The 14,055-nt window shown below is 34.9% G+C and carries 13 protein-coding genes; 6 read left to right on the top strand and 7 right to left on the bottom strand.

Translation table 11 applies throughout. The features are described 5' to 3' along the window. Positions 1 to 5 precede the first annotated feature (5 nt). Positions 6 to 1,130 (bottom strand): alanine dehydrogenase, encoded by a 1,125-nt coding sequence (gene ald, locus ACM55K_RS04790; protein WP_416849120.1) that lies wholly within the window; start codon positions 1,128 to 1,130, stop codon positions 6 to 8. 199 nt (positions 1,131 to 1,329) lie between these two features. On the opposite strand from ald, the gene ACM55K_RS04785 reads away from it, so the two are divergent. Continuing rightward, positions 1,330 to 1,788, top strand: coding sequence for an Lrp/AsnC family transcriptional regulator (locus ACM55K_RS04785; protein ID WP_416849119.1), 459 nt, complete (start codon positions 1,330 to 1,332; stop codon positions 1,786 to 1,788). Between the two features lie 156 nt (positions 1,789 to 1,944). Here the strand turns inward: ACM55K_RS04785 and ACM55K_RS04780 are convergent, their stop codons facing one another. Then, the gene (locus ACM55K_RS04780; RefSeq protein ID WP_416849118.1) at positions 1,945 to 3,387 is read right to left on the bottom strand and encodes a glyceraldehyde-3-phosphate dehydrogenase; all 1,443 of its coding nucleotides are present in this window, start codon (positions 3,385 to 3,387) and stop codon (positions 1,945 to 1,947) included. Positions 3,388 to 3,537: 150 nt separating this feature from the next. Next, on the bottom strand, positions 3,538 to 4,938 hold the full coding sequence (locus ACM55K_RS04775; protein WP_416849117.1) for a trypsin-like peptidase domain-containing protein: 1,401 nt from the start codon (positions 4,936 to 4,938) through the stop codon (positions 3,538 to 3,540). A gap of 136 nt (positions 4,939 to 5,074) precedes the next feature. On the opposite strand from ACM55K_RS04775, the gene dapF reads away from it, so the two are divergent. From dapF to ACM55K_RS04750, 5 genes are all read left to right on the top strand, one after another. Then, on the top strand, positions 5,075 to 5,857 hold the full coding sequence (gene dapF, locus ACM55K_RS04770) for a diaminopimelate epimerase (RefSeq protein WP_416849116.1): 783 nt from the start codon (positions 5,075 to 5,077) through the stop codon (positions 5,855 to 5,857). Positions 5,858 to 5,889: 32 nt separating this feature from the next. Beyond that, positions 5,890 to 6,438 (top strand): GNAT family N-acetyltransferase, encoded by a 549-nt coding sequence (locus ACM55K_RS04765; RefSeq protein WP_416849115.1) that lies wholly within the window; start codon positions 5,890 to 5,892, stop codon positions 6,436 to 6,438. Positions 6,439 to 6,459: 21 nt separating this feature from the next. After that, positions 6,460 to 7,500 carry an endolytic transglycosylase MltG gene (gene mltG / locus ACM55K_RS04760; RefSeq protein ID WP_416849114.1) on the top strand — a complete coding sequence of 347 codons (1,041 nt, stop codon included), beginning with the start codon at positions 6,460 to 6,462 and terminating at the stop codon, positions 7,498 to 7,500. A 2-nt stretch (positions 7,501 to 7,502) separates the two neighbouring features. Beyond that, the gene (locus tag ACM55K_RS04755; RefSeq protein ID WP_416849113.1) at positions 7,503 to 8,420 is read left to right on the top strand and encodes a DUF2279 domain-containing protein; all 918 of its coding nucleotides are present in this window, start codon (positions 7,503 to 7,505) and stop codon (positions 8,418 to 8,420) included. A 97-nt stretch (positions 8,421 to 8,517) separates the two neighbouring features. Beyond that, the gene (locus ACM55K_RS04750; protein WP_416849112.1) at positions 8,518 to 9,159 is read left to right on the top strand and encodes a peptidoglycan-binding protein LysM; all 642 of its coding nucleotides are present in this window, start codon (positions 8,518 to 8,520) and stop codon (positions 9,157 to 9,159) included. Between the two features lie 76 nt (positions 9,160 to 9,235). Here ACM55K_RS04750 and ACM55K_RS04745 read toward each other — a convergent pair whose 3' ends face one another. The 4 genes from ACM55K_RS04745 to ACM55K_RS04730 all read right to left on the bottom strand — a co-directional run bounded on the left by ACM55K_RS04745 (position 9,236) and on the right by ACM55K_RS04730 (position 14,055). Further along, positions 9,236 to 9,769: a hypothetical protein gene (locus ACM55K_RS04745; RefSeq protein WP_416849111.1), complete on the bottom strand. Its 534-nt coding sequence runs from the start codon at positions 9,767 to 9,769 to the stop codon at positions 9,236 to 9,238. A 349-nt stretch (positions 9,770 to 10,118) separates the two neighbouring features. Further along, on the bottom strand, positions 10,119 to 12,257 hold the full coding sequence (scpA, locus tag ACM55K_RS04740) for a methylmalonyl-CoA mutase (RefSeq protein WP_416849110.1): 2,139 nt from the start codon (positions 12,255 to 12,257) through the stop codon (positions 10,119 to 10,121). 55 nt (positions 12,258 to 12,312) lie between these two features. Continuing rightward, positions 12,313 to 13,680 carry a methylmalonyl-CoA mutase subunit beta gene (locus ACM55K_RS04735; RefSeq protein ID WP_416849109.1) on the bottom strand — a complete coding sequence of 456 codons (1,368 nt, stop codon included), beginning with the start codon at positions 13,678 to 13,680 and terminating at the stop codon, positions 12,313 to 12,315. Positions 13,681 to 13,722: 42 nt separating this feature from the next. Beyond that, the gene (locus ACM55K_RS04730; RefSeq protein WP_416849108.1) at positions 13,723 to 14,055 is read right to left on the bottom strand and encodes an FtsB family cell division protein; all 333 of its coding nucleotides are present in this window, start codon (positions 14,053 to 14,055) and stop codon (positions 13,723 to 13,725) included.

Genomic DNA, 14,055 nt, shown 5'->3' with positions numbered 1-14,055 from the left:
TAATGTTAGTTAACTGCGTTTTCTAACACTAACTCTTCATGAAAAGGGAGATTCCAAGCTTCAGCAACTCCTTTGTAAAGGATTTTTCCGTTAGCAATGTTCAATCCTTTTTTCAATTCTTCATTTTCGGCACATGCTTTTTGCCATCCTTTGTTTGCTAATTGCAACGCGTAAGGTAAAGTAGCATTTGTAAGCGCCAATGTTGAAGTATAAGGTACTGCACCTGGCATATTAGCCACACAGTAATGTACGATGTCGTCTATGATAAAAGTTGGGTTTTCGTGTGTGGTTGGTGTACAGGTTTCGATGCAACCTCCCTGATCAACAGCTACGTCAACTACCACAGTTCCCGGACCCATTAATTTCAACATATCACGAGTGATTAAATGCGGTGCTTTGGCTCCCGGAATTAAAACAGCTCCAATAACTAAATCGGCTGTAGCAATTGCTTCAAGGATATTGTAATGATTTGATATTATTGTAGTCACATTAGCCGGCATCACATCAGATAAATAACGCAAACGAGCTAAGCTTACATCCATAATGGTTACTTGAGCACCAAAACCAGCGGCCATTTTTGCAGCTTGTGTTCCTACTATTCCACCACCTAAAACTAATACTTTAGCAGGAGGAACTCCCGGAACGCCACCTAAAAGGATTCCTTTTCCTTTCAATGGTTTCTCTAAATATTTAGCACCTTCCTGAATTGACATACGGCCTGCCACTTCTGACATGGGTACCAATAAAGGCAAGCTACGGTCTGCTTTTTCAACAGTTTCATACGCTAAACATATTGCGCCACGCTCAATCATAGCATGCGTCAATGGTTCAGATGAGGCGAAGTGGAAATAGGTAAATAATAATTGGTCTTTTTTGATCAAAGGATATTCAGAAGCGATAGGTTCTTTTACTTTGATTATCATTTCAGCAATACTGTAAACGTCTTCAATTGTTGGCAATAACTCTGCTCCAGCCTCAGCATATGCCTTGTCGCTAAAACCACTATTTTCACCAGCACTTGCTTGTACATAAACGAGATGACCTTGTTTTTTGAATTCGGCTACACCTGCAGGAGTAAGTGCTACACGGTTTTCGTTATTTTTGATTTCTTTAGGAATTCCGATTATCATAGTCTTGTGTTTAAATGTTTGAATTTAATTGCTTTACAAATTTATATATAAAGAAAATATTATTGTTGTATGCTATTAAATTAAGAAAATATTAATTTTATTTAGTAATTTAGCATAAAATATTTCTGAATATGAGTTTTTTATATTTCTAAAAAGAAAAAAAAACTGCTTTTGTACCTAAAAAAAGAATCTACAAATTATGATATTGGACGAAACTGACAAAAAAATCTTACGTCTTCTTCAGGAAGATGCACATTTGACCTTGAAAGATATTGCCAATCAAATCAACCTTTCGCTGACACCGGTTCATGACAGGGTAAAGCGTTTGGAAAAAGAAGGAATTATTGAGAAGTACGTTTCGATTTTGAATAAAAAGAAGCTGGGTAAAAACCTGACGGTGTATTGCCAGGTTACACTTGTAAAGCAGACCTATGATATCTCAGAAGGATTCAATCAAGCGATACTTAATTTACCTGAAGTAGTGGAATGTAATTTTGTTTCTGGAAGTTTTGATTATATGTTGAAAATCGTATTGCCGGATATGGAAAGTTACCATCATTTTCATCAGAAAAAATTATCTGTTTTACCAGAGGTTTCTTTGATTAACAGCTTTTTCATTATTTCGGAAGTGAAGAGTACAACCGTTTTACCGATTTAATCTATATAAATTTTAGATTGTGATCCAATAAACAAAAAAAATCCGTTTCAATTTAAAGAGACGGATTTTCTATTTAATTCAGGTTGGGTTGCGCTACAAAAATTAAAAAACTAAAATTAAAACTAAAACCGCAACGTACAACCTGTAATCTAAATGCTAGTAATACGTGAAACGTCTTACTTTAGCAATATATTTCGCCAGTCGGATGACTTGGTGGCTATACCCATATTCATTATCATACCAAATGTATAAGACAATATTTTTTCCGTCATTGGAAACAATTGTAGCATTGCTGTCATAAATGGAAGGTGCCGAAGTCCCTACAATATCTGAAGAAACTAACTCATTATTCAACGAATATTTTATTTGTTCTACCAGTTCGCCTTCCAAAGCATACTTTTTCATGATTGTGTTGATTTCCTTAAGCGAAGTTACTCTGCTCACTTCAAGATTTAGAATTACCAAAGAACCATTGGGAACTGGCACTCTGATAGCATTAGAAGTCAGTTTTCCTTCAAGCGATGGTAATGCTTTTGCAACAGCGCTCCCTGCGCCCGTTTCGGTAATTACCATATTTAAGGCGGCAGCTCTACCCCGACGGTATTTTCGATGCATATTATCAACCAAATTTTGGTCGTTAGTGTACGCATGAATAGTTTCCAAATGTCCTTTTACAACACCTAAAGTATCTTCAATAACTTTCAAGATTGGAGTTATCGCATTCGTAGTACATGACGCAGCCGAAAAAATGTTTATTTCATCCGGATTGTATTCATTTTGGTTGACACCATGAACAATATTTGGAACTCCTTTCCCGGGAGCGGTAAGCAAGACTTTATCGGTCCCTTTTGAAACTAAATGTCTGCTCAAAGCTTCATGATTTGTGAATGCGCCAGTATTATCAATAACCAAAGCATTGTTGATTCCGTAAAGGGTATAGTCAATTTCTTCGGGTGCATTTGCAGATATTACATGAACGGTTGTGCCGTTAATAACTAACGCATTATTTTTAGTATCAGCAACAACTGAACCTTGAAAATCACCATGAATAGAATCATAACGCAATAAGGAAGCTCTTTTTTCCAGGGAAGTTGCATCGTTTTTATCCCGGGTTACAATGGCTCTCAATCGCAATTGGTTTCCTTTTCCTGTTTTCGAAAGTAACTCACGAGCCAGTAATCTTCCAATTCTGCCAAAGCCATACAACACTACATCTTTAGGTTGAATTTCTTCAGATGTTTTGGCATCTTTTAATTTGTCTAGTACAAAATGCCTTGTGTCAGGATATTTTTCATCTTCTAAACGGTACTCATAAGTAAGTTTACCAATATCCAGTTTTGAAGGTGGCAAATCTAATTCTAAAACAGCTCTGGCAATTTCTACTGAATCAAACACAGAAATTGGTTTGCCCACGAATTCACCTGCGTATTCATGCAAGTTGATGATTTCGCTAACGTTTTTGTCAATTAATTGATTTCTGAACAAAACCATTTCAATTGATTTGTCATACCATAAATCACTGATGATTTTGATCAATTCTACTCCTGAACGTCTTCTGTCGGCTTGAAAAGAAACTTCTTTTTCGTATGTAATGCTCATGTGAAAATTTGTAAAATAAATTAATGATTTTTTAAATTTTGCGCAAAATTACCCATTTCAATCGATTTCGTAAGCTATTTTATGATTTATTTTTAAAATAAAAAAGCCACCTCGGTTTACAAGATGGCTTTCATTTTGAGATTATAAGTATTAGATTATAATTTTTATAGTTTCTCCGTTTTTATTAATCATCTCAATTCGGATACTTTGACTTTCGTCCTTTTTATCTAAAAGTTTAGAGACTGTTTCTATATCTGTTGCTTTTATATTATCAATACTCAGAATAATATTTCCTTTGAGTTCTTCCTCATATTGTTTCAGGTTTTCGTTAGTAACAGATCTAATTTTAATACCATAGCTCAAATTGAATTTCTTTTTATCAGAAGCATCCAAGTTTTCCAATTCCAGACCTTTGAATTCCGTAGTAAAAAATTCATTTTTACTCAAAATTACCGGAACAATTCTGTTTTTTCCGTCTCTAAGAATGGTTACCTGAACTTTATCATTAGGTCTTTTGGTATTGATATACCCTGAAAGATCGGCATAAGTAGCCACATTTTGGTCATCCAATTTTACGATAATATCTCCTTTTTCAAGTCCGGATTTTTCGGCACCGGAATTTTTAGTCACGTTTTTGATATAAAATCCTTGTGTTTGGGAAATGCCTAATTCTTTCGAAGCAGTTCCATTTAATTCGCCACCTTCAACTCCAAGAATTCCTCTTTGCACATTACCAAATTCCATAATATCCTCAATTATTTTTCGGGCAATATTTGACGGAACTGCAAAAGAATAACCAACATAAGAACCCGTCATGGATGAAATCATCGTGTTGATGCCAATTAATTCCCCGCGGGTATTTACCAATGCGCCACCACTATTTCCTGGATTTACAGCTGCATCTGTTTGTATGAAAGACTGAATGCCACTAGTGCCCAAGTCTCTGGCTTTTGCCGAAACGATTCCTGCGGTTACCGTTGAGGTTAAGTTGTACGGATTTCCTACTGCCAAAACCCATTCGCCTATTTTCACCGAATCAGAATTGGCGAAAGCAGTATACGGTAACTTTTCGTCGGCATCAATTTTCAATAAAGCAATGTCCATTTTAGAATCGGTTCCAATGAGTTTGGCTTTATATGATTTTTTGTTATTTAAGGTGATTTCAATTTCCGAAGCATCTTTTACCACATGATTATTAGTTACAATATAACCGTCTTCAGAAATAATTACACCGGAACCTGTTCCTATTTGTTCTTGCTGTTGCTGTCCACCGTAGCCGTAAAAATATTCAAGCATTGGGTTGGTCACCGTTTTACGCGATACATTTTTTACGTGAACTACCGTATGAATGGTCTTTTCGGCAGCTTCCGTAAAATCAACATTTTCAGCGGATAATCCTACGCGTTTTCCATAGGAATCTGAGGCTACGGTTGTGATTGAGTCTTTGTTATTCGAAAAATAGCCATCATTGTCAAATAATAATTTGTAAGCCCCTAATGTTACGGCTCCACTCAGCAATGATATTAAAAACAGTGTTGAAAATCGTTTCATATTAGAATTCGTTTTTAAATTATTTTAAAGTAAAAATAGCGTTAAATTACTTTTTTATAAAACAGTTTAACGCTCTTTAACAATGATTAACATTTCATTAATAGTTCGTACTTTTGTATATCTCAATTTAAATAAAATGCAAATAGAATTTTATAAATACCAAGGAACAGGAAATGATTTTGTGATGATTGATAATCGTCAGGAGATTTTTCCAAAAGACAATATTCAACTTATAGCCCACTTATGCGACAGACGTTTTGGGATAGGTGCAGACGGACTTATTTTATTGGAAAATGACCCGGATACTGATTTCAAAATGGTCTATTACAACTCAGATGGAAATCCAAGTTCCATGTGTGGCAACGGTGGAAGATGTTTAGTGGCTTTCGCCAAAAAGCTAAACGTTATTGACGACAATACTACTTTTATAGCGACAGATGGGTTGCATCATGCCTCAGTTGCTGACAATGGAATAGTTTCTTTGCAAATGATAGATGTCGAAGAAGTGAAAATTACTCCGGATTATGTATTTATGAATACAGGTTCGCCACATCATATACAATTAGTGGAAGATTTAGAACACTATAATGTCAAAGAAAACGGAGCGAGTATCCGATACGGTGAGTTATATGGAAAACAAGGAAGCAATATCAATTTTGTAAAAAAAATAGATGAAACTACCTTTTCATTAAGAACATACGAAAGAGGTGTGGAAGATGAAACATTAGCTTGTGGAACGGGAGCAACTGCAGTAGCAATCGCGATGAATGTTTTGGGTGAAACAAAAGCAAACTCGATAGATTTGAATGTTGAAGGAGGAAAATTAGTTGTTTCTTTTGATAAAAAGGATGGGCAGTTTACCAATGTTTTCTTGAAAGGACCAGCTGAATTTGTGTTTAAAGGAACTATCGAGATATAACTAAAACCCAAAATCAAGAACCTGATACCTAAATGATAACATTAAAAGGAGAAAATATCTACATCCGCGCACTTGAACCTAATGATTTGGAGTTTGTTTACGCTATTGAAAACGACCAAAGTATCTGGGAAGTGAGTAACACGCATACGCCTTACAGCCGGTTTTTAGTAAAGCAATATTTGGAAAATGCGCATCAGGATATTTATGAAGCCAAGCAATTGCGATTGGCTATTTGCCAAGATCAGGATTTTCCAGCTTTGGGATTAATTGATTTATTTGATTTTGATCCAAAGAATAATAGGGCAGGGGTTGGGATTGTAATTCAAGGCAATGAAAACCGCAAACAGAATATTGGTTCAGAAGCATTAGGACTATTGATTAGGTATGCTTTTCATCATCTGAACCTGCATCAATTATATGCAAATATTGGCATTGAAAATGTAGCAAGTACCGCTCTTTTTACTAAATTTGGTTTCCAAAATATAGGAATAAAAAAAGATTGGAATTTGGTTAACGGCGTTTACAAGGACGAAGCTATCTTTCAATTAATTAATCACACGAGCGTCAGCGAACTGGCGTAGCAATTTTAAAAAATAATTATTTTGAACTTAAAAAAAATTATAACAATCATATCTGTTGTATTAATATCAGTATTAATAGTTTATGGATTTATTTTGTTGCGTCAAATTTTTTCAGCGAATACAAAATTTGCTGACAAAGAACTCTATGTGTACATTCCAACAGACTCTAAATACGAAGATGTAAAAAAAATAATTGCTCCTTATGTCGAAAATATGGACCGTTTTGAAACGGTTGCCAGCAAAAGAGATTATCCTGAAAATGTAAAACCAGGGCGCTTTTTATTCACCAAAGGAATGAATAGTTATGAATTAGTAAAAACGTTGCGATTAAATGTACCGGTGAATTTAGCTTTCAATAATCAGGAACGATTAGAGAATTTAGCAGGACGCGTGGGTTCCCAAATTGAACCCGACAGCTTATCATTGCTGACTACATTTAAAGATTCTGTTTTCTTGAAAGAAAATGGTTTTACCGAAGAAAATGTTTTGGCGATGTTCATTCCAAATACTTATGAAACCTATTGGAATACCTCGGCTGAAAAATTCCGAGATAAAATGATTAAAGAATACAGAAATTTTTGGAATAAGGAACGTGTTGCCAAAGCCGCCAAACAAGGATTAACCCCAATTGAAGCAACTATTCTTGCTTCAATAGTACACAAAGAATCTGTTAAAAAAGACGAGAGACCAAGAATTGCAGGAGTTTACTTGAATCGTTTAAGAGCTCAAATGCCATTGCAAGCTGATCCAACAGTTATTTATGCGATAAAAAAGAAATCAAATGATTTTAATCAGGTTATCAAAAGAGTCTTTTATAATGATTTGACAATGTCTTCACCATACAATACGTATGTAAATATCGGACTTCCTCCTGGGCCTATCGCGATGCCTGATATTACTGCATTGGAAGCAGTTTTAAATCCAGAGAAAAACAATTTCATCTATTTCTGTGCCAGTGTGGAACGTTTTGGATACCATGAATTTGCCGCTACTTTAGCAGAGCATAATAAAAATGCGAAAAAATATTCAGATTGGATAAACAGTCAAGGGATAAAAAGATAGTTTTGATATTTAAAAAACTGCTTTTTTTATTCTGGTTCTTGATTGGGTTTCAAACGGGTTTTTCGCAAAATACAATTGATGCTTTCCTTACACCATCGGATTCTTTACATAAGAAAAGACAAAATACCGTTGTGATCTCTGAAGCGGTATTGGCTTCCGGGATTTTGATAGGTTTAAACCAACTTTGGTATACCGATTATCCAAAGTCTGATTTTCATTTTATAAATGATAATTCGGAATGGCTTCAAATGGATAAATTCGGACATTCTTTTTCTTCGTATCATTTAGGAAGGTTTGGTGCCGAAATGTTACAATGGAGCGGAGCCAGTAAAAAGAACCAATTGGTTTACGGAGCTGGTTTGGGATTTGCTTTTTTGACAGCTGTTGAGGTTATGGATGGATATTCTTCTGAATGGGGTGCTTCGTCAGGGGATATAATTTCAAATGCTTCCGGAACGGCTTTATATGTTTCACAAGAATTACTGTGGAAAGAACAGCGTATAACACCTAAATTTTCTTTTCATACCACACAATATGCAAATCAAAGAGCAGAGATTTTAGGGAGTTCATTTACCGAACAAATTCTAAAAGATTATAATGGACAAACCTATTGGCTTTCGGTCAATTTACATTCCTTTGCTAAAGACTCAAAAATACCAAAATGGCTGAATCTTGCTTTGGGTTATGGAGCCGAGGGAATGATAACAGGAACTAGACAAAATGAGGCTCAATTTCCGACTCTAAATAGACAAAGATACAGACAATTTTACCTGAGTTTTGATGCCGATTTGACTAAAATTAACACTAAATCCCACTTTTTAAAGACTCTTTTTTCAGTTTTAAATACAGTAAAAATACCAGCTCCAACGATTGAAATGGTGCACTTCAACGATGTTAAATTACACTTAATCTATTTTTGATAAACTTTAACTCATTGATTATCAGTATAATTATTTTTTACGTATATTTGCACGTAGAAATTTCTTAACGGGACAGCGTTTTGAAGAAAAACAATTTATGATAAAGAAATGGTATTTTTATACAGGTTTGACAATTATTATTGCCTTTTTAAGCTCGGGTTTTAAGCCCTTTAATTTAGACACCAACTCTTGGTTTCTAGTTCACGAAGAAGATGGATCACACTACTTATTTCCATCTGAAAAACAAGAAGATTACACCAATTTGAATATCCCTTTTACTGGAAATTTCTTTATTGGATTCAAAGAAGCAATCGGATATAGAGAATCTGAAAGCAAATACAAAAAAATTAATTCACTCGGATATTTAGGCAAATACCAGTTTGGTATTGAGACACTAAAATCAATCGGTATATATAATAGTTCCGCTTTTTTGAATAGTCCTGAAATGCAGGAAAAAGCATTTATTGCTCTTTTGGCAAAAAATAAATGGGAACTAAAAAAGGAAATTGAAAAATACGAGGGCACAATAATGAATGGAATCCACATAACGGAATCTGGAATTTTGGCCGCTGCACATCTTGGAGGTGCAGGTTCAGTAAGAAAATATTTGAAAAATAAAGGTAAAAGATATTTCCGGGATGCTTACGGCACTTCAATACGGAGCTACATGAAATCCTTTGGTGGATATGATACTTCTTTTATTGTTGCTGATAGTAATGCCAACATAAAAAATATATAATTTTTACTTTATTCAAACAAGAGGCTACCAAATATATTTTTGGCAGCCTTTTCTTTATTTATTGTTCAAACTAGTATTATTTCATTTTTATAATTTCGCCATCGGGACGAACTACTAATTTAACGATTTCATTGTCTTTTTTAATCTTAACGTTATACTGTTTTTTAATAACGTCCCCTTCCTTTTGTGTATAAAGAAATTGATCGTTTACAATAGCCCATCCGGGATAAGCTCTGTAAATAGAGTAAATTACCTCACTAGGAAGTTTTACATTTTTATACTCTTCAACCACACGGATTAATTTTCCATTCTCATCATAAGTTGCAGATAAAGTCCCTTTTTTGGTACTCAGAACCAAGAGATATTCTTCAAAACCTTCAAAGTCTTTCCCAAGATCATAAGCGATGAATTTTTCTTCTACAGCTTGAACACTTTGATCTGGGTTATTATCCGGAAGATAGACTGAGAAATCTTTCCCTGCTTTTTTGATTACAACTGGTGGTAATTCTGTGATTTTCATCTTTCCCTGAACGGTATCTTTCTTCTGATCTTGTGAATAAGATGGTGCGCATAAACCTAAAAGTAACAAAATAATAAGTAATGATTTCATGATATTTGGTTTTAAATTAATATTAAATAAGATAAATTTTAATGGACAAATAAATGCTCAATGATATTGTTTACTTTTTCTTATTAATAGTGTTAATAAATTGTATATCAATAGCTTAAATAAAAATTATTTTAATGATAATTTTGAAAAATATGTTGACTACAGTAAAATTAACATATTTATTCAGCCCATTAAGTTAATTATTTCTGTATATTATGTTAAAAGTAACTATTCTAAAAGCCCTTTTTTTAATAGGAATACATGCTTGTAATTTAGATTGAAAAACGGGTACAAAAAAACACCAACCTTTCGATTGATGTTTTTTAAAATTGATATAAAAGGAATCTGTTTACTCGAAACTTTCCATCAGTATTTCCAATATCTTGATAGCTGCTTCACTAATTTTTGTTCCAGGTCCAAAAACGGCAACGGCACCAGCATCAAACAAAAACTGGTAATCTTGCGCAGGAATTACTCCGCCTACAACCACCATGATATCTTCCCGACCGTATTTTTTAAGTTCATCGATTACTTGAGGCACAAGGGTTTTGTGTCCTGCTGCAAGAGAGGAAACTCCTAAAATATGCACGTCGTTTTCTATCGCTTGTTTGGCAGCCTCAGCCGGTGTTTGAAAAAGTGGACCAATGTCAACATCAAAACCTACATCGGCGTAACCGGTGGCAACAACTTTTGCCCCACGATCATGTCCGTCTTGCCCCATTTTGGCAATCATAATTCGAGGGCGACGTCCTTCTATTTTAGCAAATTCATCTGCTAATTGTTTTGCTTTTTCAAAACTTTTGTCGTCTTTTATTTCTTTACTATACACACCGCTAAAGGATTTAATTTGTGCTTTGTATCTTCCAAAAACCGTTTCCAGCGCATCGCTAATTTCTCCTAATGTTGTTCTATTTCTGGCTGCTTCAACGGCAATTTCGAGTAAATTGCCTTCCCCAGTTTGAGCACAAAGGATTAATTTTTTTAGAGAGTCTTGTACTTTTTCAGTATCTCGGGTCGCTTTTATTCGGTCTAATTGTTCCAGTTGTTGTTTGCGAACCATTTGGTTATCCACATCCAAAATCTGTAAAGGATCTTCTTTTTCTAATCGGTATTGATTAACGCCCACAATAATATCCTGGCCACTGTCTATTCTTGCTTGTTTTCTGGCCGCAGCTTCTTCTATTCGAAGTTTTGGAATTCCGGATTCAATGGCTTTCGTCATTCCTCCCAGTTCTTCCACTTCTTCAATCAGTTTCCACGCATTTTCGGCAATTTCATTTGTTAAACTTTCTACGTAATAACTTCCAGCCCAAGGATCTACGGTTTTGGTGATTTTAGTTTCTTCTTGTAAAAAAATTTGCGTGTTTCTGGCAATTCTTGCAGAGAAGTCTGTTGGTAAAGCTATAGCTTCATCCAAAGCATTTGTATGTAAAGATTGTGTTCCTCCAAAAGCGGCTGCTGCAGCTTCAATGCACGTTCGAGCCACATTGTTGAAAGGATCTTGCTCTGTTAGGCTCCAACCCGAAGTTTGACAGTGGGTTCGCAAGGCTAATGATTTATCGTCTTTTGGTTCGAATTGTTTTACCAGTTTTGCCCATATCATTCTTCCTGCACGCATTTTGGCAATTTCCATAAAATGATTCATTCCAATGGCCCAGAAAAATGATAATCGTGGAGCAAATTCATCAATTTTCATTCCGGTTGCTAATCCGGTTCTGATGTATTCCAATCCATCGGCTAGCGTGTATGCTAACTCAATGTCAGCAGTAGCTCCCGCTTCTTGCATGTGATAGCCTGAAATAGATATCGAATTGAATTTTGGCATTTTTTTGCTGGTGAATTCAAAAATATCAGCAATGATTTTCATCGAAGGGGTTGGAGGATAAATATAGGTGTTGCGCACCATAAACTCTTTCAGAATGTCATTTTGTATCGTTCCTGAAAGTAATTCGGGTTTTATGCCTTGTTCTTCTGCAGCAACAATATAGAAAGCCATAATAGGTAAAACGGCGCCATTCATGGTCATGGAAACTGACATTTCGTCCAGCGGAATTTGGTCGAATAATACTTTCATATCTTCCACGGAATCAATCGCAACTCCCGCTTTTCCTACATCACCCACTACGCGTTCGTGATCTGAATCATACCCGCGATGCGTAGGTAAATCAAAAGCTATAGAAAGTCCTTTTTGACCAGCAGCCAGGTTTCTTCTATAAAAAGCATTGCTTTCTTCGGCAGTCGAAAATCCGGCATATTGGCGCACTGTCCAAGGTCTGCGGACGTACATTGTTGCATAAGGTCCGCGTAAATTTGGTGCAAAACCAGCTCCGAAATCAAGATGCTTGAGATTTTCAATATCTTGTTCTGAATAGGTTGGTTTTAATTCTATTCCTTCGGCTGTGATAAATCGATCAGTCAATAAAGGGCCATTCTCGACTTCCGACTTTTGACTTTCCAATTGAATATGTTGAAGCGCTTTTCTTTTCATTTTTTAGTAATGAATTATACTGTTTGTAACTATTTTTTAACGGAATACTAAACGCTTAGCTCTCTTTCTCTAATCTTTCCTGTTCTATTTTTTCGGCCAGTCGTTTTTCGATTATTGGCGTAATTAATGTTTTTCTCGGTTTGACTTTTACAAAAGGAAACAGTTCTAAATCGTGTTTCATTTTATCGGCTTTGTTGGGATGTTTGTTTGTTCCCAATAAAATTTCTTTACCATTATCAAATAATTCTTGCGCCGTATCTGCACTTTCCTGAATTTTTCTTTTGATGATTCCGTCATTAAGTTGTTTCAAGAAACCACCATTAGATTCCATATCCTTGAATAAAGCTAACGATTTTTCGGTTAATTGATTGGTAAGGCTTTCTATATAATAACTTCCGTCAGCCGGATTATTTACTTTGTCAAAATAACTTTCATTTTTGAGTATCAATAATTGATTTCTCGCGATTCGATCTCCAAATTCATTGTCTTTATGATACAATGCATCATAAGGTAAATTAGCAATAGCGTCTGCTCCGCCAATGATTGCCGACATACATTCAGTTGTGGTGCGCAGCATATTTACATTATAATCATACAATGTTTTGTTGCGTTTTGTTGGCGAAACAATAATGTTGCAATCCACGTTATGGTTGTATTCTTTGGCTATTAGGTTAAAAAGTAATCGTAAAGCACGCAGTTTTGCAATTTCAAAAAAGTAATTTGTCCCCACAGCAACTTCAAAAACAATGGGTTGATTTATAGATTCAATTCGGTTGAAATATTCATTGGCATGTCCTAAACTGTAGGCGATTTGTTGGACCATGTTAGCACCTGCATTTTGATACAAAGCGGCATTGATGCTTATTAAAGATACTGATGTTGTTGCTGCCGCAAGTAAATTCAACGTTTCAAAATTACTTTTTTCTTTGGTTACAAACCAGTTTCCGTCTTTGGCTAACTGTCCAATTGGGTCCAGATTGCAGAAAATTAGCGTATTGTTTTTCTTGGCAAATGCATCAATTTTTTTTACGAAATCGATTGAGATAAAACTCAAATGGAAGTAAACGGTGACTTTTTCTAAAGGTAATTTCTCCAATAGTTTTGTGACATCAATCGATTCATTTTCTATTGTAAACCGAAGGCTGTCCGCACCACGTTTTAACGTATCTAGCGCTCTTTCAATTGATTTTTCAAAATCATAAACAAATATGTTTTGGCAAATTTTGAATTGAGTTGCTTTTGTAGTAACCGGAAAAGCTTTCTTGAATTCATCTTTATGGTAAAATGGTTTTACCTGAATGTCTTCGGGGGAGTTCCAAACTAAGGTTTCATTATAATCAGCTCCATCGAGTTCAAATTGGATTTTTTGTTTCCATTGTTTGGAAGAAATGGGATTGAAATCATCGAAAAGGTTTGCAGCCATTTTGTTTGTTGATTATTTTATGGTTTTAAATAATTAAAATCTTTAATTACTTGTTTTTTTTTCAATCGTGTCGCCTTCGAATTCAATGATATAAATATCTTCACTATCTTTTTTCATATAGTATTTTTCGCGGGCGTATTTTTCTATTTGCTCTGAATTTTTTAATTCTTTGATGTTCTCCTGATCTTTTTTTATTTCCTCTTGGTAATACTTTTTATTGTCTTCCAGTTCTTCAATTTGCTTGTCCAGAAAACGATGGTCGAAATAGGAATAGTTATCCAGAAAAATCATCCAAGTAGCAAAAAATAACAAGACCCAAATGTACTTGTTACTCAAAAATTTAAACCAAAATTTGTCTTTATACGGATTTGTCAT

The organism is Flavobacterium arabinosi, from assembly GCF_048158725.1.
In the GTDB taxonomy this organism is placed as follows: Bacteria; Bacteroidota; Bacteroidia; order Flavobacteriales; family Flavobacteriaceae; genus Flavobacterium; species Flavobacterium arabinosi.
Note: the sequence above shows the minus strand (reverse complement) of the source record. Positions and strands in the feature narration are given on the sequence as shown.

Coding starts and splice junctions, on each gene's coding strand:
- ald (WP_416849120.1), bottom strand. CDS start 1,130: ATGATAATCGGAATTCCTAAAGAAATCAAAAATAACGAAAACCGTGTA.
- ACM55K_RS04785 (WP_416849119.1), top strand. CDS start 1,330: ATGATATTGGACGAAACTGACAAAAAAATCTTACGTCTTCTTCAGGAA.
- ACM55K_RS04780 (WP_416849118.1), bottom strand. CDS start 3,387: ATGAGCATTACATACGAAAAAGAAGTTTCTTTTCAAGCCGACAGAAGA.
- ACM55K_RS04775 (WP_416849117.1), bottom strand. CDS start 4,938: ATGAAACGATTTTCAACACTGTTTTTAATATCATTGCTGAGTGGAGCC.
- dapF (WP_416849116.1), top strand. CDS start 5,075: ATGCAAATAGAATTTTATAAATACCAAGGAACAGGAAATGATTTTGTG.
- ACM55K_RS04765 (WP_416849115.1), top strand. CDS start 5,890: ATGATAACATTAAAAGGAGAAAATATCTACATCCGCGCACTTGAACCT.
- ACM55K_RS04750 (WP_416849112.1), top strand. CDS start 8,518: ATGATAAAGAAATGGTATTTTTATACAGGTTTGACAATTATTATTGCC.
- ACM55K_RS04745 (WP_416849111.1), bottom strand. CDS start 9,769: ATGAAATCATTACTTATTATTTTGTTACTTTTAGGTTTATGCGCACCA.
- scpA (WP_416849110.1), bottom strand. CDS start 12,257: ATGAAAAGAAAAGCGCTTCAACATATTCAATTGGAAAGTCAAAAGTCG.
- ACM55K_RS04735 (WP_416849109.1), bottom strand. CDS start 13,680: ATGGCTGCAAACCTTTTCGATGATTTCAATCCCATTTCTTCCAAACAA.
- ACM55K_RS04730 (WP_416849108.1), bottom strand. CDS start 14,055: ATGACAAATCCGTATAAAGACAAATTTTGGTTTAAATTTTTGAGTAAC.